This window comes from Microbulbifer discodermiae (genome assembly GCF_040742695.1).
Lineage (GTDB): Bacteria > Pseudomonadota > Gammaproteobacteria > Pseudomonadales > Cellvibrionaceae > Microbulbifer.
This window is the reverse complement of sequence record NZ_JBFLAB010000006.1, coordinates 15,748-37,750: the sequence shown is the minus strand read 5'-3', so window position 1 is coordinate 37,750 and position 22,003 is coordinate 15,748. Positions and strand designations below refer to the sequence as shown.

The window sequence follows — 22,003 nt, the reverse complement described above, 5'->3', positions numbered from 1 at the left end:
ACGGTGTCAGCACCGTGGCGCCGGCGGCACTGGCCGGCAGATGTGGAAAGGGGCAAGTCATTGGTGGATCGCTTAAAACGTGAGGGCCTGGGTATGACCTCCCAGCGCACACGCAACCGTTTGATTCAGCGTTTGAGGGAAGAGGGGATATCCAGCGAGCAAGTGCTGGATGTCATGGCATCGACACCGCGCCATTTGTTTTTGGACGAGGCGCTGGCCGTCCGGGCCTATGAGGACACATCTCTGCCCATCGGTTACGGCCAGACGATTTCGCAACCCTATGTGGTCGCGCGAATGACAGAGTTGTTGCTCAGTCGGGCCAGGTCGCTGCAGCGGGTGCTGGAGATAGGTACCGGATCCGGCTACCAGACGGCGATCCTGGCGCGCCTGGTGGAGCACCTCTATTCGGTGGAGCGTATTGCGCCGCTGCTGGAGCAGGCCCGACGGCGCCTGCGGGAGCTGAACATTCACAATGTGGAAGCCGCTCTCAGCCAGGGCGGTTTCGGCTGGCCGGAGAAGGGACCCTTTGATGCCATCCTTTCCGCTGCCGCGCCGTCCGCTATTCCCGCGGAACTCAAACAGCAGTTGTCGCCGGACGGTGTGCTGGTCATGCCGGTGGGCGCGGAGCGGCAGCATCTGGTGGTGGTCTCCCGCCGCGGGGACAGTGACCAGTTCGATGTGGAAAAACTGGAGCCGGTGCGCTTTGTGCCTTTGTTGAGTGGAGTAGTGCGGTGAAAGTGGCGGAATTTTGCAGCAATCGCTACTGGGGTATCGCTCTGCGCGGTATGGCCATGGGTGCGGCGGATGTGGTACCGGGTGTTTCGGGGGGAACCATTGCCTTTATCACCGGCATCTACCGCGAACTGCTGGAATCCCTCAGCCGCATCGGCCCGCACTGTGTCACTGTCCTGCGCCGCCAGGGGCCGCTGGTAGCCTGGCAATATATCAACGGCAGTTTCCTGCTCGCGCTTTTCGCCGGTGTGCTTGTCAGTATTTTTAGTTTGGCGCGCTTGATCGGCCACTGGCTGGCAACCTATCCCATTTTGGTCTGGGCTTTTTTCTTCGGTCTGGTGCTGGCTTCCACAGTGCCCATTGTACGGCGCATTCCGCGCTGGTCGGTATCGGTGTTTGTCTGTTTGCTGCTGGGGTTGTTTGTCGCGATCGCCATTAGCGAGTTGCGTCCCGGACAAATTCCGGCGACGCCGCTGACGTTGTTTCTGTCCGGGGCACTGGCGATTTGCGCCATGATTCTGCCGGGAATCTCCGGCTCCTTTATCCTCCTGTTGATCGGAATATACCCCCGGGTGCTGGCGGCGGTGCACCAGCTACAATTGCTGAATTTAGTGTATTTTGCCGCGGGTGCGGTGACAGGGCTGTTGCTGTTCAGCCGACTGCTGAGCTGGCTGATGCGCCGTTTTATGGCCCGGACCCTGGCGTTTCTGGCCGGCATCCTGATGGGCAGCCTCAAAATCATCTGGCCGTGGAAGCTGGTCGACGGGACCGGGGTGGCGATGGGAGAAAAGTTGGCGCCCATGTTGTCGAATACATCGCCTTGGAATTTTGTCGCTCAGACAGGAGAGAATGCTTATTTGGGACTGGCGATAATAGCTTTTCTGGCGGCTGTCCTGCTGGTGCTGTCGGTGGACCATTGGGGTAGACGCGCCGGGGGCAAATCGGGCTGAGTCACGGGTGGTGCCAAGCGCAGCAATAGGGCCCTTTCCAGGTCGGAAAATGACGGTTTTATGCCGCTTGCAGGACCGAATTGGCGGCTTTTTTTAGACAACTTTTCGCGCAAATATTTGCCTTTGATGTAAAAAGAGAATAATAAAATGTCGTCGAATTTAATGGGATAAGCTGGCGTGTGGGTGGATGAACTGCCAAACGACTAACCGCTGGAATGCAGGCGTGTTTAGAATTTTAATCACTGCGCTCACACTGTTTGCGCTTGTGGGCTGTAGTGGTTATCTGGCCCCCACCAGTTCACTGGAGCAGCCTTCCAGCGACAGGATAAACACCCACCTGGTCAGCAAGGGGGAGACGCTCTATTCCATCGCCTGGCGTTATGGCAAGGATTACAGAGATCTTGCAGCCATCAATGGCATAGCGCCCCCCTATTTGATCCGGCCCGGACAGCGGTTGCAGCTGGAGGGGCGGAAATACGCTTCGGTCCCATCGCCAACTCCCACAAAGAAGTCTAAGACGTCAGCGAAGAAAGCCGGACCGGCAGCTGTTCCAAAGCGAAAAAATACAAAATTATTAACATCGAAAAAGAAACGCCCGGCCGCGCCCGGCAGGGTGGCGGCGAAAATCCGCTGGCACTGGCCGGCCCGGGGGCAGCTTATCAACGGATTTCGCGCAGGCGACCCCTTGCGCAAGGGAGTTGATATCGCCGGAGAAAAAGGGGACTCTGTCGTGGCCGCGGCCAATGGTACCGTGATTTACGCGGGCAGTGCGCTGAGAGGCTACGGAAAACTTCTGATCGTTAAGCACAGTGGGGAATACCTCAGTGCTTACGCCCACAACGACAAGTTGCTTGTCGGCGAGGGCAGTGCAGTCAAAGCGGGGCAAAGGATAGCGGAGTTGGGGTCAAGTGGTACCGATCGCAACAAACTCCACTTTGAAATACGCCGCAACGGTCAGCCGGTTGATCCCCTTGCCTATCTGCCCCGACCCGGATAATGCCAGCCTGGCTGCGGCAAATAAAAATGGATTTTTGCTGAGTACCACTTTACGTAGTCGCCGGAAGCGCCACACCCGCAAGGTTGGCCGAGGCCACTAGCTGTCGCACGGACAGAGCTGGATAGGCATCTGTCGCACTGCGGTGGGGCTGGACCGGCAAAGTACAAGGAGTCGGGGAAATGGAAGCACAACGACAAGACGGGCCTATGGCCGGAAAATCGGATCTTTCAGCAGAATTAAGTGTGGAGCAACAGCGGCGGGCAAATCGAACGGAGGATAATGACAAGGGCCGCAATCGCAAAACAACAGTGAAGAAAAACTCCGAAGCATCCCTCTTTAAAGCAAGAGCGCGGGTCGCCGAGTCAGACCGGCACCTGCAGAAAAACCTCGACGCCACTCAATTGTATTTAAATGAAATTGGCTTTTCTCCGCTATTGACAGCCGAGGAGGAAGTCTACTATGCACGCAAGGCATTGCGCGGTGATGGGGCGGCAAGAAAGCGGATGATCGAAAGCAATTTGCGCCTGGTGGTAAAAATTGCCCGTCGCTATGTCAGTCGCGGCCTTGCCCTACTGGATCTGATTGAAGAGGGTAACCTCGGCTTGATCCGGGCGGTGGAAAAATTTGACCCCGAGCGCGGATTTCGCTTTTCCACCTACGCCACCTGGTGGATTCGCCAGACCATCGAGCGGGCGATCATGAACCAGACCCGCACCATACGCCTGCCCATTCATGTGGTTAAGGAGCTGAATGTTTACCTGCGGGCCTCCCGTGAATTGGCGCAAAAGCTGGACCACGAACCCTCCGCCGATGAAATCGCCAGTCTGCTGGAAAAGCCGGTGGAGGATGTCGAGCGTATGCTGGGTCTGAATGAACGGGTAACCTCTGTCGATACCCCTATTGGCCCCTCGTCCGAAAAGACCCTGGTGGATACCATTCCCGACCAGCAGGAGTCGGATCCCGCAGAACTGCTCCAGGACAGTGATCTGTTCGAAAGTATCAATCGCTGGCTGGGTGAATTGCCGGACAAGCAGTGCGAAGTGGTCTCCCGCCGTTTCGGCCTGCGGGGGTATGAAGCCAGTACCCTGGAAGAGGTTGGTCGCGAGATAGGCCTCACCCGGGAACGCGTGCGCCAGATTCAGGTGGACGCACTCAAGCGGTTGCGGGAAGTTATGGAGAAGCAGGGGCTGGACAGCCAATCTCTGTTTGCCAACTTGTAGCGGGCCACCGGAAGTCTGATTGCGTTGACCTGGGTTGCTGTGTCAATCGCTGAGGATTTTTGAATCAAGGTGACCGGATATGAAAAATATAATTTCCCGTAACAGTATTTTTGCCTGGCTGGCACTCGCGACAGGTATTTTGTTGCTAATACCTTTTGTCGCAATGCAGCTAAGCAGCCAGGTGCAATGGAGTTTCGGGGACTTTGGCGCTATGGGAGCCCTGCTGTTTGGGACCTGTAGCCTGTACGTTTTGATTGCCAGAAGGATAAAACCCCAGCAGCGGGTTTTCGTTGGTGTGGTTTTGGCGCTGGCCTTTTTCTACATATGGTCTGAATTGGCAGTTGGTGTTTTTTTGAATCTGGCAGATTGAAGAACGATTGACCCGTCGAGCCTGGCAGTTGGGTCAATCGGGCGGAGGCTGGCGCCGGCTACCACAAGCCGGCGCCAGTTGTTGTGAAAGTAACGGCGCTCCCAGGCAGTATCCCGTTATTTAAAGCCGACGGCAGTCGGGAGTAGCACTGTTCCCCCGCCGGGCTACTTGTTATTTTCTGACCCAGCGCCCCAGCGTGTCCTGGTAGTATTCTCCGGGTTTGACCCGCGCCTCCAGTTTTTCCGCCGCCCGCGCCGCCACCTGGGCAATGTCGATGTTGTTACGCTTGGCAATGGCCGCATACTCGCGCTTGCGCTTGGTGTTCACCTCACTGACCAGTTGCTTCAGCTCCTGGGAACTCTGGTCGACGATGGCGATGTAGCCGCTGTTGGCCTCTCCCACCAGTCCCTGGGAGCGGGCCTCGTTGAGGGTGATGGCCAGCGCGGGGAGCGCCAAAAACAGGCCCAGGGCCAACACAGCAGTTTTGGTTAGATTCATCTTACACCTCCTTAGAAGATGCCTTCTTTATCTTCAAACACGTCGTCCAGGTCCCTGTCCACCTTTACGCGGATTTCATGTTCGATCTTCACATTCAGGTTAACCGTAATCGGCTCGCTTGGAGCCTGCACAGCCACTGTGGGCGTGCAGGCGGATAGGGCCAGTACTGACACGAATAGTAGTGAGAGCCTAGGGTAAGTGGTCATTTATTGTCTCTCCGGATTTCCTCGCCCTGTCACTATTGGCACAGGCCGGCCACTGCGGCCGTCTGCGAATCAGCTCCCGGAAAAGTTCGTGAGCGGATGTAACCAGGCTAGTCTACAAGTGCTAGCTTAACGCAATCTGAACAGGGGGGAGTAGTCCCGGTTTTTAATCCGGCAATCTATTGAGTTGCCGATTGCAAGCGCTTTTCCAGAGTTTCACTGAGATCCCGGCCCGCTTGCAGTGACTGTAACATTGCCGGGATATTGTTCTCCAGGTTGAGATTGATGATCAGATCCCTGTCGGCGGCCAGGGATTTACTGCGGCCCACCAGTTTCAACTGCATTTGCATATCGCCACTGGGAGGATACTCCACGGTTCCGCTCAGCTGGCGGTAACTGTAGTCCTCCAGCGCTCCCGCCAGCAGCTTGAGCTGGGGGTTGTCGGCCAGCATGGCGGGGGAGAAAGCGCCGTAATATCGCAGCCGCCCGCCGGGAGCACGAGCGGTAATCTCTCCACGCTCTACAGTCACACCTGCGCCAGCGGTGATCAGGGGTATCTTGAGGTCAACAGTGCCGGTTGCGGCGAGGTTCGAGGTCTCCAGCTGTTGTTCCAGCGCCTGCAGCGACAGTCCGCTGACCAGAATTTCACTGTGGCGTGCCTCGCCATCCAGATTCCAGCGCAGTTCCTGTGACTCCAGGGACCCCTGCAAGAGGTTGCCCCGCAGCTCTCGCAGTACCAGGTCTCGCTCCGGAACCAGGGCCAGGCTGAAACTGATCCGCTCCACCGGCAGGCCCGGGTCGAGGGTTTCGATGGCAACCGGGGTGGCCGGGATCAGCCAGTGCCCCTTACGATGGACCGCTTTGGCCCGGGTGGAGACGCCCAGTACAAAAATATCCCCGTATGTGGCGGCAATCCCATCCGCTTCGAGGGTCAGGCTGGAACCTTCCGCCTGGGGCCAGCGCAACCGGCCACCGCCGGAGAGGATTCCGGCAACCACTTCTACCGGCAGGCCGGCGATGCGGTCACTGAGCGGTTTGTCGCGGCTGAACGCCACTGGGCCAAAATCGAAGTCGGCCTGCCCGGCATTCGTGGCAAGGTTGAGGGACAGGTCACCGGATACCGGAAGATCGCCGATTTCGGCGCTCAGCCTGCTGGTCACCTGCTGATTTTCCAGCGCAACCCTGCCGCTCAACCGGGTCTGGGCGGAAACGCCATCGCGCAGATCCAGTTGCAGAGTGCTTTCGCTGAGATTGCCGCTGAAGCTGAGCTGGTCTTCACTCTGGCTGAACCGGAGATCTTCGCTAACCACCGTGCCAGTGACGCTATCGTCGGCAAAACGCATGGCAGTAAATTCAACGACTACCCGGGGAGCCCGGCAGGAGATTGATTCCGGGGAGGCATTGCAGTTCAGTTTGGAGCTGGACACCTGGAGGGAGTCTGCAGCTGCCTGGCCCAAGCTGGCCCCGCCGGCCTTGATAGCCGTATCGAGCAGCGTCACTTCGGCTTTTTCCGCGCTGCCGGACAGGCGCAGCCGAGTGACTATATCGGCGCGGCCAACTGAGGCTTCCAGTTCCTGCAGCGACAGCTGCGGTATATGAATCGAGGAGTCGGCGCTGCAGAGGAATTTTTCGCCTTGTCTCTTTGCGTTGCCATTGCCGGGTGCCGGCAATGGGGGCTCGACCTCGCAGGCAATCCCGGTGAATTTGGCCCGGATATCCGGATCACCCGAACGTTCCCGGGCGGAGACGGCGATCTCTGTTCCGGCCACATGGACAGCGCCGGGCCACCGGTTCGCGGTCAGGGTCAGGCCTGCGGGTATTTCAATTTTTATCCGGCCGCTGTCCCAGCCCAGGACACTCAGGGGGGAGGCGCCTGCCGGGAGGGCACTGATTTCCATCGACAACCCGGTTGCCTCTGGCAGCTGAAGTTTGACATTGCGCAGAAATGCCGGGGCGGCTGACGGTATTGTATACGCTCCCGGGACTTGCGCCTGCAGAATAAAGTCGACCGGCCCGCGCAGGTTTTTCAGCTCCAGGGCTCCGTCCACCAGGTGCCGCTTTTGTGCCTGCAGGACTGTTTCCAGCTGTTCTGTGTGCAGTTGGCCCTCGGCCCGCAGTGAGCCCTGTTGCCGCGCCACCGTTCCGGCCAGATGCGCTGTCAGCAGCGGGCCTTCGCCTTTGCCGGACGCCAAACTGAGATCGCCTGTGCCCCTCAGGCTCGTCAGTTGAAGGGGCGACAGTGTTCCAAACTCGGCTGCCAGGGGGGCGTCGGAATTCAACTGCAGTGCCAGTGGAACCCCGGCCAGCGTTTGTGGGAGATCAACGGCGACGGAATGCGCCTCAAGAGTGATAGAAAAATCCCTGTAACGGTCCAGCGCCCGCAAATTATCGGGGATGACGCCCTCTATGGACATCGCCAGTTCGCCGTCTGCACTGCGCAAATAGCGCCGCCAATTGAGGATTTCCGGCAGGCGGCTGGTGGCAGCCAGATCGATGGATACGGTGCCTTGCACGCGCCAGGCCATGTTATCGCCGGGTCCGGCTTCGCTATTGAAAGCAAAAAAGGTCTGCCTCTCCGGGGTGTCCTGGGACGCGATGGCGATACGGCTGTCCAGTTGCAGCCGATTCGGTGCGAAGCCCAGGCGCAGGCTTGCCTCCAATGCGGGGATATCCCCAGAGGACTGGGTGGACAATTCAATGCGGGTGCTCCGGGTTTTGTCATCCCGGCGGAGTTGCACCCGGCCTAACAGCGGCTCCGGATGATCCCATGAGATCCGCTCCACCAGGATTTCCAGCGGCATACGCTGCTGCAGATTTTTCGTCAGGTGCCGCAGGGAAATTGGCGGGGTGACCGCTTTCTGCGTCCGCGCGTCGGGGTCGGCGGCAGCCAGTGGTGCCGGTGCCGGTTTGGGTTGCGCAGAATTTATCGGGCCGGATTCTACGCCGCTTGTGGGGGCGGGGGTTGCGGGGGTGGCTATATCCAGTTGGGCCAGGGAAATCCTGGATTTATTTTGTGCACTGCCGAGCATCAGCCCCCAGGGGCTGGCAATGTGCAATTCCTTCGCCGTCAGGGTTGCGGCGCTGCCCGAATCCAGTTCAAGCCGCAGATATTGGAGCGAGACGCTGCGCCAGTGCAGCTTGAGCCCACGCAACTCCTGCACACTTACCCGGCCCAGTGCAGCGTTCAGCAGGGTTGCCGCAATTCGATCCCGCAGCTGCCACGCCAGTACCGAGGCGAGCACGATCGCCAGGATGATAGCCGTTGCCGTTAGGCGCAACTTGTGCACTGGGAACCTCGCTGATCTGACTTGCTATCCGGGGGGAAATATGCAGACTGGTGCCGTTATCCGGTTGCAGTGTAACCGGCCGGGAAAAATAAAGAGAGGGCCGTATTCTATGAGGCGTTTTTTACATAGCATCGCTGTCGTTGTCTGCCTGGGTTTGACGCTCCTCGGAACAGGGTTTGCCGCGGCCTATGACCGCGTCAACGGCGAGGGTTTTGCCAGCCGTTCACCGGTACTGGCCACCCACGGCATGGCGGCCACAAGCCAGCCCTTAGCCACCCAGATAGCGCTGGATATTCTCAAGCGGGGTGGCAGCGCCGTGGATGCGGCGATTGCCGCCAATGCGGCCCAGGGACTGATGGAGCCCACCGGCAACGGTATCGGCGGCGACCTGTTCGCCATCGTCTGGAGCGCCGATGAGGGCAAACTTTACGGGCTGAATGCCAGCGGCCGCTCTCCGAAGTCCCTGCCGTTCGAGTATTTCGCCAGCAATGGTCTGCACAAGATTCCCTCCCACGGCCCTCTGCCGGTCTCGGTGCCCGGCGCTGTGGACGGCTGGTTTGAGCTGCACCAGAAGTTTGGCCGCCTGCCGATGGCGGACCTCCTGGCGCCGGCCATCGACTACGCCGAGCAGGGGTTTCCCGTGACCCAACTGGTGGCTTACTACTGGAACCGGTCGGTGCCTCTCCTGCAGAAGTTTCCCGGTTTTAAGGAGACATTCATGCCCGGCGGCAAGGCGCCCCAGGAAGGGGAGGTGTTTCGCAATCCCCGCCTGGCCAAGACATACCGCCGCATAGCTGAGGGTGGCCGGGACGCTTTCTACAAGGGGGATATCGCCCGGGAAATTGCCGCCTACATGAAGGAGAATGGTGGTTTCCTGTCCTACGAGGACCTGGCTGCGCACAAGTCGGATTGGGTTGAGCCGGTCTCCACCAATTACCGCGGCTACGACCTGTGGGAACTGCCACCCAATGGGCAGGGTATTGCCGCCCTGCAGATTCTCAATATTCTGGAGGGCTACGACCTGGCCGCCATGGGCAGGACCAGCCCCGAGTATGTCCATCTGTTCGCGGAGGCCAAGAAGCTGGCGTTCGAGGACAGGGCCAGATACTACGCCGATCCCGCATTTAACAAGCTGCCCGTCAAGCAGTTGATCTCCAAGGAATACGCCGCTGAGCGCCGCAAGCTCATCGACCCTGACAGGGCTGCCAAACGCTACGATGCGGGCGAAGTCGCCCTGCGCCATGGGGATACCATCTACCTGACCACCGCCGACAAGGACGGCAATATGGTGTCCCTGATCCAAAGCAATTACCGCGGCATGGGGTCCGGTATGACCCCCGGGGAGCTGGGTTTTATCCTGCAGGATCGCGGTGAGATGTTCAGCCTCAAGCCCGGGCACTTCAACCAGTACCAGCCGGGCAAGCGCCCCTTTCACACCATCATCCCGGCCTTTGTCACCAAGGACGGCAAACCGGTGATGAGTTTTGGGGTCATGGGCGGTGCCACCCAACCGCAGATGCACGCGCAGATCATGATTAACATGATTGACTTTGGCCTCAATGTGCAAGAGGCCGGTGACGCGCCGCGTATACTTCACACCGGCTCCAGCCAGCCCACGGACGAGGTGATGGAAGATGGCGGATACCTGAGTCTGGAGGACGGATTTCCCATGGAAACCCGCCGCAAGCTGGTGCAGATGGGGCACAAGGTTCGGTTCGAAAGCGGGCCCTATGGCGGCTATCAGGGCATCATGCGGGATGCGGCGGGCGTCTACTGGGGAGCCTCGGAGAGCCGCAAGGACGGTCACGCGGCAGGTTACTGACAAGTTACAGGATAAAGGCCGCCCGCGGCCTTCCTGTCCCCGGGCTTGCAGCTGCCACGCGCAAACCCTGTGCGACCAATTAAACACTGGCAGGTGGGAATTACGGCATGGGCGTCCCTGCTCCGCGCAGTTGCCCCTTGAAACTGCTTTTCCCATAGCCCACCCGGAAGTATCGCCGCTTGGCAGCGGCGGTGTTTGCCGTATAGTGGGCGCCATCACCACCGCCCCCTGGGCGGGACACTGTTTTAACGCCTCTGTCGAATCCCCTTATGAATGACATCCGGCCCCATACCGTATATCGCAAAGACTATCGCCTTCCCGATTACCTGGTTGATAGCACTGTCCTGTGTTTCGAACTGGAACCAAATTCCACCCTGGTGAAGTCCAGCCTGGAGATACGCCGCAATCCGGCACTTGCGGAGGGGCTGCCGCCCCTGCGGCTGGACGGTGTGGATCTGCAGCTGCTGTATATCGCCGTCGACGGTGAACCTCTACCGCCGTCCCGTTACCGGGAGCTGCAGCAGGGGCTGTCAGTCCAGGTTGACAAGCCGGAGTTCCTGCTGGAAATCCACAACCGCATCAATCCCGGGGACAACACCTCGCTGGAGGGGCTCTATCTGTCCAACGGCATGTACTGTACTCAGTGCGAGGCCGAGGGGTTTCGCAAAATCACCTACTATCCCGATCGTCCCGATGTGATGTCCCGGTTCACCACCAGTATAGTGGCGCCGCCGCAGTACCCGGTGCTCTTGTCCAACGGCAATGAGATCGACCGCGGCCGCATGGATGACGGGCGGCAATTTGTCACCTGGGAGGACCCCTTTGCCAAGCCGGCCTATCTGTTTGCGCTGGTGGCGGGTGACCTGGAGTGTGTCGAGGACAGTTTTAGCACTGCCAGCGGGCGCCGGGTGAAACTGCAGATATTTACCGAGGCGAAGAATATCGGCAAGTGTGCCCACGCCATGTCGTCGCTGAAAAAAGCCATGCGCTGGGACGAGGAAGTCTATGGCCGGGAATATGACCTCGATATTTTCATGATCGTGGCTGTCGACCATTTCAATATGGGGGCCATGGAAAACAAAGGGCTCAACATCTTTAATTCCGCCTGTGTGTTAAGCAGCCCCGCAACCGCGACCGACGGCGCTTTTCAGCGCATAGAATCCATAGTGGCGCACGAATACTTCCACAATTGGTCGGGCAACCGGGTGACCTGCCGCGACTGGTTTCAACTCAGCCTCAAAGAGGGTTTTACCGTTTTCCGGGATGCGGAGTTTTCCGCCGACATGAATTCCCGCAAGGTGAAACGGATTGAAGATGCCACCCGTTTGCGGACGGCGCAGTTTGCCGAGGACGCTGGGCCCATGGCGCACCCGGTGCGGCCGGATTCCTATATGGAGATTTCCAACTTTTACACCCTGACCGTCTATGAGAAGGGTGCGGAAGTGGTACGTATGATTCACACCCTGTTGGGGCCCGAGGGTTTTCGGCGCGGCACAGACCTTTATTTCACTCGTCACGACGGCTGTGCCGTGACCTGTGAAGACTTTGTGCGCTCGATGGAGGATGCCAACGGTGTCGATCTCACCCAGTTCCGGCGCTGGTACAGCCAGGCCGGCACGCCGGTGGTGCATGTCTCCGAAACCTATGACGCAGAAGCGGGCGAGTACAGACTCACCTTTCGCCAGAGTTGTCCGCCGACACCTGGACAGAGTGAAAAGCTGCCGCTGCATATTCCAATAGCGATGGGACTGCTGGCCAGTGATGGTACTGAATTGGCCCTGGACGCTGCGGGCAACAGCAGCAGGGTACTTGAAATCACGGAGCCGGAGCAGAGTTTTACCTTTAGTGCACCGGCAGCTAAACCGTTGCCGTCACTTCTGCGCGGTTTTTCCGCACCGGTAAAACTGAGCTTTGAGTACACTGATGAGCAACTGCAGTTTCTGATGCAGTTTGACCGCGACGCCTTTAACCAGTGGGACGCGGGTCAGCGCCTGGCGTTTAATGCGATCGAGCGGTTGCAGGCGAATTATCGTTCCGGCGCCGCGCTGGAACCGCCGGCGGCGCTGATCGGCGCCTGCCGAGGCCTTCTGCAGAGAGACTCTACCGATCCGGCCCTGCTGGCGGAAATGCTGTCACTGCCGAGTGCGCAGGCGCTGGCGGAGCACGCAGATCCCATCGATGCCGAGGCGATCGTCGCCGCGCGGGATTTTTGCCGGCGTTCGCTGGGCAAGTCCCTGGAGGGGGAATTGCTGGAATGCTACCGACGATTGAACACCCTCAAGCCCTACCGTCCGAAGGCGGAGGATATTGCCGAGCGCAGCCTGAAAAATACCTGCCTGGGCTATCTGGCTGCGTCCGGTAGTGCCGAGGGAATCCGGCTCGCCCGCGCCCAGTACCTGGGTGCGGAAAATATGACGGACAGTTCGGCGGCATTGCGGGTATTGGTCAACCATGCCGATAGGGAAGTGGCCCGACAGGCTCTGGATGACTTCTACCAGCGCTGGCAGGAGGACACCCAGGTGGTGGAGTTGTGGTTGTCTTTGCAGTCCAGCAGTGCCAGCTACGGTTCACTGGACCTGATTAGGGAGCTGATGCAACACCCAGCGTTTGAACTGACCAACCCCAACAAGGTGCGCGCCGTGATCGGTGGTTTTGCCAACGGCAACTTCACCCAGTTCCACAGTATTGACGGCTCTGGTTATCAGTTCCTGGCGGAGCAGGTCGTCGCGCTCGACAGCTTGAACCCCCAGATTGCCGCCCGGCTGGTGTTGCCGTTGACGCACTGGAAAAAATATTTGTCCCAGGTGGGGGAAAATATGCGAGCTGCACTTGCCTCGGTGATGGCCGGTGGCCAGCTGTCGGCGGATTTGTATGAAGTGGTGAGCAAGAGTCTGTAGCGCCGGTTGACTGGCGGTAGGGCCCAAACACCGCTGTCGGTGACAACAGGCTGTTGCAAAAACCTTTTTCAGCAGTCTGCTACAGAATTTGGCTTGTCCGCGCCTCGCCACACTGTACCAGTGTGAGCGAACCTTCCTGCAGCTGTAATTCCGTCACCGACGTGTAGTCCGGCCGGAACTGCAGAATTTTGGAATCCCTGCGGATCGCCGCCACGACGGAATTGATCACCATAAAATGACACACCACCGCGGCGTCCGCCTGCAGTCGAACCAGGTAATCCATTATTTCCCGGCGCCAGCCTAACTGGTGGTCCTCCAGCTGATCCCATTGCCGCTGGAGCAGTTCCCGGATCCAGCGGCCGCGCTGCGCCAGGGGCAGTTCCCGGGGGGAGGGGATCTCGGTGACCCTGGGCTCGATAGTCATGGGTTGGTGCCATGCCCGGGACAGGGGCATGGCGGTTTGCTGGGCGCGGGCCTTGGGGCTGCTGACCAGGGCGAGTGGCCGCTTTTGGGCCAGTCGTTGCACCAGGGTGTCGGCCTGCTGCTCGCCCAATGGGGTGAGCCGGGGATCCTCGACCCCGGGGGCCTTGGCCGCCTCGCCGTGACGAATCAGCAGTATTCTGGGCATAGGGTCTGCGCCTAACGGTTACTGAAAAAGCCTTCACTGGCCTTTTTTATAGCGTGGGTTTGTGGGCATGTCCGCAAACCCTTGAAAAACCAGCGATTACACGTAATAACACAGGTTTTTAACGGCGTTAATCCAATGGATGGGGGATCTCTATTGGATTGCCGGGTTAATAGTTGTGCCTTGTGGACATGCTCCGGGCCTCAGTATAGTCGCCGACAGTCTGAGTGTCCTGAACCTGTTTCCACATAAATTTTCCCGCGGGATTTATTTTGCTTGCAAACCAAAGGTATTGGGATACTATTGGTATTGTTCAATCGTTATGTTCGGGCTTCACTATGTTCAGCCAAGCGTATTCACCGGTAATTTCCACTGCACCTCAGGCGGTCTCCGCTCTGCGCGTGTGCCTGTGGCCGGTAGGGTGCCTGGAGGAAGTGGTGGCAACTCGATCACCCAAGTGCCCGCTAGGCAAAATCCTGGCTTTGGCCCAATTGAACACCTGAGAACGCATACAGCTGGAAGGTGTTTCACCTTCCGCCGCCAAAAACCCGGAAGGTGATCCCTCCGGGTTTTTTTTGCCTTATTGAAAGGGAGGCTTGCTGATGGGCAGGCAGTGGTGGCAAAGGCTGTACGGTTTCCCGCCTTTGGTGTGGATCATTTTACTGGGCAGTTTCCTGTGCCGGGGAACCTATTTTATGGTGTGGCCCTTTCTGGCCATTCTCCTGCACGACAAGTTTCAGCTGGGTCCGGCGGTTATCGGCATTATTCTCACCGCTTCCGCCGGCGGTGCGTCCCTGCTGGGTTTTTTTGTCGGCACCTTGTCCGACCGCTATGGCCGCCGCCTAATTTTGCTGGCGGGCACGGCACTTAATATTTTCGCATTCGCGGTACTGGCCGTAGCGCAGTCTCTGCCATTGTTTGTACTGGCAATGACCCTTTGCTCAATCGGGCGCGCGGTCTGGGAACCACCGGCGGGCGCCTTGATCGGGGATCTGGTCAGGGATCAGCACAGCCGCGAATTGGCACTGCAGTTGCGTTACTTTTTTATTAACGTCGGTGTTGCTCTGGGTCCCATAGTGGGCATCTGGGCGGGGCTCAGCGCCCAGCAGTCCACCTTCGGGCTGACCGCGTTCAGCTACCTGCTGCTGTGGGTGGCTTTCCTGTGGGGATTTGCCTATACCAGAAGCGGCCGCCAGGCGCAGCGGCGGCGCGATGATGCAGTGACTATCCGCAGCACATTAAGGGTACTGCGGCGCGACCACATGTTTTTGCTGGTGGTGATTGCAAACGTTCTGACCCTGTTTATTTATGCGCACATGGATTCCAGCCTGGTCCAGTACCTGACCCAGGCCCAGGCGCCAGAGTTGGTCAGTCTGGTTTCCAGTATGATACTGGTGAATGCATTGACAGTTATCACCTTGCAGTTTCCGCTGATGCAACTGCTGGGCGGAATCAAACTGAATGACCGCATCGCCCTGGGTTTGGGGGTGCTGGCTGCAGGGCAGGCCTGGTACGCCGCCAACCCTGTGGACTGGTTTGTCGGCTGGTTAGGGGCCACTTTTGTCGTCAGCCTGGCCGAGGCAGTGCTGTTCCCTATTATGAGTGTGCAGATCGACCGGCTGGCACCGGATCACCTGCGAGGGAGTTATTTTGGCGCTTCGTCCTTTTACGCCTTTGGATGGTCTTTGGCACCGCTGTTTGGCGGGCTGGTGCTCACCTGGTGGAGCGGGCCGGTGCTGTACTGGATGATGTTCCTTTTGTGTGGCCTGGTTTTATTACTTTACCGGTTGGCACAGCGGGCATCGCGTCCCCAGTGGGATAGGGTTACTGAGGATGAGGTGCTGTCGGCGGGTTGAACCCCAGGGAGGGCCTTTACAATATCCTGATAGGGGAAAGATAATCCCGGTGGGGTCGCCGGGATTATTGTTTGCCCAAATGGGCCTTGGGGTCAGAGAGCGGCAGCCAGTCTCGCGCCCTGGTCAATGGCGCGCTTGGCGTCCAGTTCTACAGCCTCATCTGCACCGCCGATCAGGTGAACCCGCGCCTCACTGTCCTGCAGTGCCTTGTAGAGTGAGCGGGCGGACTCCTGTCCCGCGCATATAATGATGTTGTCCACCTCCAGCGTCTGCCGTTCATCCCCCAGGCGGATATGCAGGCCCCGGTCGTCGATGCGCTCATATTCCGCGCCGGCAACCATCTGTACCTGGCGGTGTTTCAGGCTGCCGCGGTGAATCCAGCCGGTGGTTTTGCCCAGGCCGGCCCCCACCTTGGAAGTTTTGCGTTGGAGAAGCGTCACCCGCCGCTGGGGTGTTATCGTAGTTGGTTCTTTCAGGCCCGCGCGCTGCCCCAGTTCACTATCCACGCCCCACTCGGCGAAGAATACGTCTCTGTCGCTGGCAATCGATGCATCTATCTCGTGTGTGAGGTACTCGGCCAGGTCGAAACCTATGCCTCCGGCCCCGATGATGGCCACTTTAGCGCCCACCGTTTTTCCGTATTTGAGCACATCCAGGTAACTCATTACTTTCTCATGCTGGATGCCGGGAATCGACGGCGTGCGAGGCTCGATACCGGTGGCAACCACCACTTCGTCAAACCCATCCAAGTCGGTGGCCTTCACGCGGGTGTTCAGTTTGACCGTCACGCCAGTGAGTTCCAGTTTGCGTGCAAAGTAGCGCAGTGTCTCCGCAAACTCCTCCTTGCCGGGAATCCGCTTGGCGATATTGAACTGCCCGCCGATGCTGTCGTCGGCTTCGAACAGGGTGACCGCATGGCCCCGTTCAGCGGCAATGGTTGCGGCTGCAAGCCCGGCGGGGCCGGCGCCAACCACGGCCACTGCCTTGGGTTTGTCCGTTGGCAGATAGCGCAGTTCCGTCTCGTGACAGGCGCGCGGGTTGACGAGGCAGGAAGTGAGCTTCAGCTCGAAGGTGTGGTCCAGGCAGGCCTGGTTACAGGCGATACAGGTATTGATTTCGTCAGCGCGATTCTCCGCGGCCTTGTTGACAAATTCTGCGTCGGCGAGAAAGGGGCGGGCCATGGAAATCATGTCGGCGTGGCCCGCAGCCAGCACCTCTTCGCCCACCTGCGGCATATTAATGCGATTGCTGGCTACCACTGGTAGGGACAGGTGCTGTTTTACCCTGGCGGTGGTTCCGGTGAAGGCCGCGCGGGGCACACTGGTGGCAATGGTGGGGACACGGGCTTCGTGCCAGCCGATACCGGTACTGATAATGGTGGCGCCTGCTTCCTCAATAGCCTTGCCCAGCGCGACTACCTCTTCGAAGCTGCTGCCTTCTTCCACCAGGTCCAGCATGGACAGGCGATAGATAAGTATGAAATCTTTACCGAGCGCCGCGCGAACCCGGCGGACGATTTCAACCGGCAGGCGGATACGATTGGCGAAGCTGCCACCCCACTGGTCGTCGCGCTTGTTGGTACGTGTGACGACAAATTGATTGATGAAGTAACCCTCTGACCCCATGATCTCGACACCATCGTAGCCTGCCTCCCGCGCCAGGGTCGCGCAGCGCACATAATCCGCAATCTGCGCCTCCACCTCCTCTGAGGTAATTTCCCGGGGCGTAAACGGATTGATGGGGGCCTGGATGGCCGATGGTGCTATCAGAGCCTGGTTGTAGGCATAGCGGCCGGCGTGCAGTATCTGCATACAGATTTTGCCACCCTCGGTATGTACCCTATCGGTGATCGGGCGGTGTTGCTGCACCTCGTCCTGGGTAGTCATCTTGGCCGAGCCCAGAAACACGCCGCCCTCCTCGTTGGGGGCTATGCCGCCGGTCACTATGAGGCCGACGCCACCTTTGGCGCGCTCGCCATAAAAAGCTGCAAGCCGGGAGAAGCCGTCCTGGTGCTCCTCCAGATTGGTGTGCATGGAGCCCATCAATACCCGGTTTTTCAAACGGGTAAAGCCCAGGTCCAATGGCGCCAGTAGGTGGGGGTAGGGGTTGGACATGATGCCTCACTTTCTCAGCTTGCCGGAGTCGCTTGTCGACGATTCGCTTATATGCAACTCTTTGCATATGATTGGGTAGCAGAATAACAAGCGATTGCCATTGCAGCAGTGACCAATTCGGCCGAAATCTCTGGCCGTATACGCTGTCTGGGGCGCTGGGCCCTTGTGCCGGTGGCGATTTTGCCGCTTTTGGTTGCCGGATGAATAATCCCGATTTCCCTGCCAAAGAACTTTTGGGGGTGATGGCCCTGGGCCCACAACCCGGGGCGATGGGGGTGGAATTCTCCTCCAATCACACAATTCGCTTTGACGAAGCGGCCAGCGGCGTTATTAACTTGGCAACTGAAAAGTAAGTTGCCGGGTTAATAGTGTGAACAGGTTCCAGGACAATCCCGGGCGCAGCGCTGGCCTATCACCCTCAGCCACCAGCAGGAGATAAAAGGCATGCAATTTGAATACACAGACAAGGTAAAAGGATTGCTCGATCGCCTGCGCGAATTTATGCGCGAGTACGTCTACCCGGCCGAATCGACATTTGTGGATCAGCTCGCCGAGGACCGCTGGGGTGAGCCTCCCATCCTGACCCAGTTGAAGGCCCGGGCCCGCGAGGCGGAACTGTGGAATCTTTTTTTGCCGGACCCCCGCTTTGGCGCCGGGCTGACCAACCTGGAATATGCGCCGTTGGCGGAGGAGATGGGGCGTGTGCTCTTCTCAGCGGAAATTTTCAATTGCAGCGCGCCGGATACGGGCAATATGGAAGTGCTGGCCCGGTACGGCAGTCCGGCACAACAGGAGCGATGGTTGGTGCCGCTGTTGAACGGCGAGATCCGCTCGGCTTTCGCCATGACGGAACCGCAGGTGGCTTCGTCGGATGCCACCAATATCGAGACATCCATAGTGCGGGATGGTGACGACTATGTGATAAACGGGCACAAATTCTATATCAGCGGTGCGCTGAATCGGCGCTGTAAGGTCCTAATAGTGATGGGCAAAACCGATCCGGACAATACCAATCGCCTTTTGCAGCAGTCCCAGATACTGGTTCCCGTTGATACCACAGGTGTCAAAATAGTGCGGCCGATGCAGGTATTTGGCTATGACGACGCACCGGAGGGGCATGCGGAAATCATTTTCGACCAGGTGCGCGTGCCGGTGGAAAATCTGATACTCGGTGAGGGCCGCGGTTTTGAGATAGCGCAGGGACGCCTGGGTCCGGGGCGCATACACCACTGTATGAGACTCGTCGGCCTGGCCCAGCGGTCTCTGGAAATGATGGCCAGTCGCGCCCAGAGGCGACAGGTATTCGGGCGCCCCATGAGCAGCCAGGGGTCGGTGCGGGAGGATATTGCCAGATCCGCCTGTGACATAGAGCAGGCGCGACTGCTGACGTTAAAGGCGGCAGAGCGGATGGACCGGCTGGGCAATAAGGCGGCCAAGGAACTGATTGCCATGATCAAGATAGTCGCACCGAAAATGGCTTGCGATGTTATCGATCGGGCGATTCAGATTCATGGCGCAGCGGGGCTCGGCCAGGATCTGGTGCTGGCCCATGGCTACGCCTATGCGCGCACCATCCGCCTGGCAGATGGGCCGGATCAGGTGCACATGATGCAACTGGGCCGCAACCTGGCGGCCCACTATGACAGCGTCGGTGAATAGAGAGGCTGCCATGTCGGAAACAGTGACAAGCGGGGATACCAGAGCGGTGGAGCAGCTGCCACTGGAAACTCTGGAGAAATATCTAAAGGGCAGGATTCCCAATTTTAACGGCCCCCTGCGGGCGAGCAAATTTCCCGGTGGCCAGTCCAACCCCACCTTTAAGCTGCAGGCGGCTTCCGGCACCTATGTGCTGCGCCGACAGCCGCCGGGGGAACTGCTGCGGTCCGCCCATGCGGTGGACCGGGAGTTCCGGGTGATGTCCGCCCTCGCCAGCACCGAGGTGCCGGTACCGGCGGTGTTGCATCTGTGCGAGGACCGGGACCTGATCGGCTCGCAGTTTTATGTGATGGAGTACTGTGAGGGGCGCATTTTCTGGGATGCCGCATTGCCCCAGGTGGATAAGACCCAGCGCGGCGCCATCTACGATGACATGAATCGCATGCTCGCCGGTTTGCACAGTGTCGATATAGAGGCGGCAGGTCTCGCTGATTACGGTAAACCAGGTAATTATTTTCGGCGCCAGTTAGACCGCTGGAGCAGGCAGTACCGGGCATCTGAAATAGAACCGATAGCGGCGATGGATACCCTGATATCCCAACTGGGGTCAACGCTGCCGGAAGACGACGGCCGGATTGCCCTGGTTCACGGGGACTACCGCCTCGACAATGTTATTTTTGACCCGGTGAAGCCCAGAGCCATAGCGCTGCTCGACTGGGAACTTTCCACCCTCGGCCATCCATTTGCGGACTTGGCCTATCAGTGTATGCAGATGCGGATGCCCGCCGACGGCGACAAGATGGCAGGGTTGATGGGCATGGACCGCCAGGCGCTGGGTATTCCCACTGAGGAGGAGTATGTGGCGCGCTACTGTGCACGCATGGGTATCGACCGTATAGACTGCTGGGCCTTCTGTCTGGCATTCAGTTTCTTTCGCCTGGCGGCCATCATTCAAGGTGTCGCCAAGCGGGCGCAAACGGGAAATGCATCCAATAAAAATGCCGTGCGTATGGGTGCACTGGTGGACCCGGTAGCCCGTTTCGCGCTGGATATTCTGCAACAGGAAGGCTGATAGTCGGTCCCGCTGATACCAACCCGGCAACTAAACAGGTTACCGGATTAATAATACCGATCGGAGATTTCTGCAATGACCACCAATTTGTTTGCACTCGATGGAAAAATTGCCCTGGTGACCGGGGCCAGTCGCGGTATTGGCGAGGGAATTGCCCGGTTGCTAGCGGAACAGGGGGCCTTTGTGCTGGTTTCCAGCAGAAAAGCAGAGGGCTGCCAGGCCGTGGTGGACGCCATTATCGATACCGGCGGCAGGGCCGCCGCGCTACCCTGTCATATCGGCAGTATGGAGGATATTGCCCGTGCCTTCGGCCATATCCGCGATCAGTACGGCCGCCTGGATATCCTGGTCAACAATGCGGCCACCAACCCCTATTTTGGCCATATACTGGATACGCCTGACGATGCCTTGCAGAAAACCCTGGACGTCAATATTCGCGGTTATTTTTATATGTCCGTGGAAGCCGGCAAGCTGATGCGCGAGCAGGGCGGTGGCTGTATCGTCAATACGGCCTCTGTAAATGCACTGCAACCGGGTATGGGCATGGGTATCTACTCCATGACCAAGGCCGCGGTGGTCAATATGACCAAGGCATTTGCCAAGGAATGTGCTCCCTTCAATATTCGCGTCAACGCCCTGTTGCCGGGGCTGACCAAAACAAATTTTGCCGGCGCGCTCTTCTCCAACGAAGAAATTTACAAAACCGCTGTCGCCCATATCCCATTGCGAAGACATGCGGAGCCGGGAGAAATGGCGGGTGCGGTATTGTATCTGGTTTCGGATGCCGCCAGTTACACCACCGGGGAGTGCCTGGTTGTGGACGGCGGCCTGACAACCTGCGGAGGACTTTGAATGTATAGCGATCCACTGCTCGACTTCGCAGGCAAGACTGCCCTGATCACCGGCGCCGCCAGTGGACTGGGTCAACAGCTGGCGCGGGATCTGGCTGCCCGGGGCGCTCGTCTGGTACTCGGAGATATCAATAACGGGGGGCTGGCGGCACTGGCGGATGAGCTGGACGATACCGGCGCCCAGTGTAAAACACAGGTCTGTGACGTCTCCTCCGCAGCGGACTGCCAGGCGCTGGTGGAGCTGGCCAGGACAGGGTTCGGAAACCTGGATATAGCGGTCAACAACGCCGGCATCGCCCCGCCAATGATGGCGCTGGAGGATACAGACGAAGCGGAACTGGACCGCCAGTACAACGTCAATCTCAAAGGCGTAATGTTTGGTATGCGCTACCAGTTGCCGGTAATGAAAGCACAGCAGTCGGGAGTGGTTCTCAATGTGTCCTCCATGGCGGGCATAGGCGCAGCACCCAATATCGCCTCCTATGCGGCGGCCAAGCACGCGGTGGTCGGCCTTACCCGCACGGCGGCAATAGAGTGCGCCAGTCAGGGCGTGCGGGTCAATGCCATCTGCCCCTTTTTTACTCTCACCCCCATGGTTGCCGAAATCCAGGCGCCGGGCGCCAGCCGGGAGGAATTTCGGGCGTTGCTGGCGTCCGGAAGTCCCATGAAACGGCTGGCGCAAACCGAAGAGGTGGTTGCGGCCATGCTGATGCTGCTGTCGCCGAAACTGAGCTATGTAACAGGGCTGGCACTGCCGGTCGATGGGGGCCGCTCCGCCTATTGATAGCTGAACCGTTTACACAGCCGCTTTATCGCCGCGTCAACCTGCGGGTCTGGCGCTTCATATTCTGTG

General features: G+C 58.8%; 18 protein-coding genes. 13 read left to right on the top strand and 5 right to left on the bottom strand.

The annotated features are described in order from the left end of the window. The first annotated feature begins 93 nt into the window (after positions 1 to 93). From AB1S50_RS03580 to AB1S50_RS03560, 5 genes are all read left to right on the top strand, one after another. Entirely contained in the window at positions 94 to 735 is a 642-nt protein-coding gene (locus AB1S50_RS03580) for a protein-L-isoaspartate(D-aspartate) O-methyltransferase (RefSeq protein WP_367149142.1), read from the top strand. After that, positions 732 to 1,682 carry a DUF368 domain-containing protein gene (locus AB1S50_RS03575; protein WP_367149061.1) on the top strand — a complete coding sequence of 317 codons (951 nt, stop codon included), beginning with the start codon at positions 732 to 734 and terminating at the stop codon, positions 1,680 to 1,682. Before AB1S50_RS03580 ends, AB1S50_RS03575 begins: the two co-directional genes overlap by 4 nt. 223 nt (positions 1,683 to 1,905) lie before the next feature. After that, the gene (locus tag AB1S50_RS03570) at positions 1,906 to 2,679 is read left to right on the top strand and encodes a peptidoglycan DD-metalloendopeptidase family protein (protein ID WP_367149060.1); all 774 of its coding nucleotides are present in this window, start codon (positions 1,906 to 1,908) and stop codon (positions 2,677 to 2,679) included. 179 nt (positions 2,680 to 2,858) lie between these two features. Further along, the gene (gene rpoS / locus AB1S50_RS03565; protein WP_367149058.1) at positions 2,859 to 3,899 is read left to right on the top strand and encodes an RNA polymerase sigma factor RpoS; all 1,041 of its coding nucleotides are present in this window, start codon (positions 2,859 to 2,861) and stop codon (positions 3,897 to 3,899) included. 79 nt (positions 3,900 to 3,978) lie between these two features. After that, a complete protein-coding gene (locus AB1S50_RS03560; RefSeq protein WP_367149057.1) occupies positions 3,979 to 4,269 on the top strand; it encodes a hypothetical protein in 291 nt (96 codons plus the stop codon). A 171-nt stretch (positions 4,270 to 4,440) separates the two neighbouring features. On the opposite strand, the gene AB1S50_RS03555 is transcribed toward AB1S50_RS03560, so the two are convergent. The 3 genes from AB1S50_RS03555 to AB1S50_RS03545 all read right to left on the bottom strand — a co-directional run bounded on the left by AB1S50_RS03555 (position 4,441) and on the right by AB1S50_RS03545 (position 8,257). Next, on the bottom strand, positions 4,441 to 4,767 hold the full coding sequence (locus AB1S50_RS03555; RefSeq protein ID WP_367149055.1) for a YdbL family protein: 327 nt from the start codon (positions 4,765 to 4,767) through the stop codon (positions 4,441 to 4,443). 11 nt (positions 4,768 to 4,778) lie between these two features. Then, positions 4,779 to 4,973: a YnbE family lipoprotein gene (locus AB1S50_RS03550; protein ID WP_367149053.1), complete on the bottom strand. Its 195-nt coding sequence runs from the start codon at positions 4,971 to 4,973 to the stop codon at positions 4,779 to 4,781. Between the two features lie 176 nt (positions 4,974 to 5,149). Further along, positions 5,150 to 8,257, bottom strand: a complete 3,108-nt coding sequence (locus AB1S50_RS03545; RefSeq protein WP_367149052.1) for an intermembrane phospholipid transport protein YdbH family protein — start codon at positions 8,255 to 8,257, stop codon at positions 5,150 to 5,152. A 109-nt stretch (positions 8,258 to 8,366) separates the two neighbouring features. Between AB1S50_RS03545 and ggt the strand changes: the two genes are divergently transcribed. Together ggt and pepN are read left to right on the top strand one after the other, a co-directional pair. Further along, the gene (gene ggt / locus AB1S50_RS03540) at positions 8,367 to 10,079 is read left to right on the top strand and encodes a gamma-glutamyltransferase (RefSeq protein WP_367149050.1); all 1,713 of its coding nucleotides are present in this window, start codon (positions 8,367 to 8,369) and stop codon (positions 10,077 to 10,079) included. 269 nt (positions 10,080 to 10,348) lie between these two features. Beyond that, complete coding sequence (pepN, locus tag AB1S50_RS03535; RefSeq protein ID WP_367149049.1) at positions 10,349 to 12,976, top strand: aminopeptidase N; 2,628 nt, start codon at positions 10,349 to 10,351, stop codon at positions 12,974 to 12,976. A 79-nt stretch (positions 12,977 to 13,055) separates the two neighbouring features. Here the strand turns inward: pepN and AB1S50_RS03530 are convergent, their stop codons facing one another. Then, positions 13,056 to 13,604 (bottom strand): histidine phosphatase family protein, encoded by a 549-nt coding sequence (locus AB1S50_RS03530; protein WP_367149048.1) that lies wholly within the window; start codon positions 13,602 to 13,604, stop codon positions 13,056 to 13,058. Between the two features lie 599 nt (positions 13,605 to 14,203). On the opposite strand from AB1S50_RS03530, the gene AB1S50_RS03525 reads away from it, so the two are divergent. Next, positions 14,204 to 15,457 carry an MFS transporter gene (locus AB1S50_RS03525; RefSeq protein ID WP_367149047.1) on the top strand — a complete coding sequence of 418 codons (1,254 nt, stop codon included), beginning with the start codon at positions 14,204 to 14,206 and terminating at the stop codon, positions 15,455 to 15,457. A gap of 92 nt (positions 15,458 to 15,549) precedes the next feature. On the opposite strand, the gene AB1S50_RS03520 is transcribed toward AB1S50_RS03525, so the two are convergent. Next, on the bottom strand, positions 15,550 to 17,571 hold the full coding sequence (locus tag AB1S50_RS03520; RefSeq protein ID WP_367149045.1) for an oxidoreductase: 2,022 nt from the start codon (positions 17,569 to 17,571) through the stop codon (positions 15,550 to 15,552). Positions 17,572 to 17,771: 200 nt separating this feature from the next. Between AB1S50_RS03520 and AB1S50_RS03515 the strand changes: the two genes are divergently transcribed. The 5 genes from AB1S50_RS03515 (at position 17,772) to AB1S50_RS03495 (ending at position 21,934) form a co-directional block, all read left to right on the top strand. After that, a complete protein-coding gene (locus AB1S50_RS03515) occupies positions 17,772 to 17,924 on the top strand; it encodes a hypothetical protein (RefSeq protein WP_367149044.1) in 153 nt (50 codons plus the stop codon). A 91-nt stretch (positions 17,925 to 18,015) separates the two neighbouring features. Next, positions 18,016 to 19,230 carry an acyl-CoA dehydrogenase family protein gene (locus AB1S50_RS03510; RefSeq protein WP_367149043.1) on the top strand — a complete coding sequence of 405 codons (1,215 nt, stop codon included), beginning with the start codon at positions 18,016 to 18,018 and terminating at the stop codon, positions 19,228 to 19,230. Positions 19,231 to 19,240: 10 nt separating this feature from the next. Beyond that, positions 19,241 to 20,299 (top strand): phosphotransferase family protein, encoded by a 1,059-nt coding sequence (locus AB1S50_RS03505; protein ID WP_367149042.1) that lies wholly within the window; start codon positions 19,241 to 19,243, stop codon positions 20,297 to 20,299. Between the two features lie 75 nt (positions 20,300 to 20,374). After that, positions 20,375 to 21,151, top strand: coding sequence for an SDR family oxidoreductase (locus tag AB1S50_RS03500; RefSeq protein WP_367149041.1), 777 nt, complete (start codon positions 20,375 to 20,377; stop codon positions 21,149 to 21,151). Further along, entirely contained in the window at positions 21,152 to 21,934 is a 783-nt protein-coding gene (locus AB1S50_RS03495) for an SDR family NAD(P)-dependent oxidoreductase (RefSeq protein WP_367149040.1), read from the top strand. Positions 21,935 to 22,003 lie beyond the last annotated feature (69 nt).

What these genes read in the sequence shown, in the direction of transcription:
- AB1S50_RS03580 (WP_367149142.1), top strand. Translation starts at nt 94, where the DNA reads ATGACCTCCCAGCGCACACGCAACCGTTTGATTCAGCGTTTGAGGGAA.
- rpoS (WP_367149058.1), top strand. Translation starts at nt 2,859, where the DNA reads ATGGAAGCACAACGACAAGACGGGCCTATGGCCGGAAAATCGGATCTT.
- AB1S50_RS03560 (WP_367149057.1), top strand. Translation starts at nt 3,979, where the DNA reads ATGAAAAATATAATTTCCCGTAACAGTATTTTTGCCTGGCTGGCACTC.
- AB1S50_RS03555 (WP_367149055.1), bottom strand. Translation starts at nt 4,767, where the DNA reads ATGAATCTAACCAAAACTGCTGTGTTGGCCCTGGGCCTGTTTTTGGCG.
- AB1S50_RS03550 (WP_367149053.1), bottom strand. Translation starts at nt 4,973, where the DNA reads ATGACCACTTACCCTAGGCTCTCACTACTATTCGTGTCAGTACTGGCC.
- ggt (WP_367149050.1), top strand. Translation starts at nt 8,367, where the DNA reads ATGAGGCGTTTTTTACATAGCATCGCTGTCGTTGTCTGCCTGGGTTTG.
- pepN (WP_367149049.1), top strand. Translation starts at nt 10,349, where the DNA reads ATGAATGACATCCGGCCCCATACCGTATATCGCAAAGACTATCGCCTT.
- AB1S50_RS03530 (WP_367149048.1), bottom strand. Translation starts at nt 13,604, where the DNA reads ATGCCCAGAATACTGCTGATTCGTCACGGCGAGGCGGCCAAGGCCCCC.
- AB1S50_RS03525 (WP_367149047.1), top strand. Translation starts at nt 14,204, where the DNA reads ATGGGCAGGCAGTGGTGGCAAAGGCTGTACGGTTTCCCGCCTTTGGTG.
- AB1S50_RS03520 (WP_367149045.1), bottom strand. Translation starts at nt 17,571, where the DNA reads ATGTCCAACCCCTACCCCCACCTACTGGCGCCATTGGACCTGGGCTTT.
- AB1S50_RS03515 (WP_367149044.1), top strand. Translation starts at nt 17,772, where the DNA reads ATGAATAATCCCGATTTCCCTGCCAAAGAACTTTTGGGGGTGATGGCC.
- AB1S50_RS03510 (WP_367149043.1), top strand. Translation starts at nt 18,016, where the DNA reads ATGCAATTTGAATACACAGACAAGGTAAAAGGATTGCTCGATCGCCTG.
- AB1S50_RS03505 (WP_367149042.1), top strand. Translation starts at nt 19,241, where the DNA reads ATGTCGGAAACAGTGACAAGCGGGGATACCAGAGCGGTGGAGCAGCTG.
- AB1S50_RS03500 (WP_367149041.1), top strand. Translation starts at nt 20,375, where the DNA reads ATGACCACCAATTTGTTTGCACTCGATGGAAAAATTGCCCTGGTGACC.
- AB1S50_RS03495 (WP_367149040.1), top strand. Translation starts at nt 21,152, where the DNA reads ATGTATAGCGATCCACTGCTCGACTTCGCAGGCAAGACTGCCCTGATC.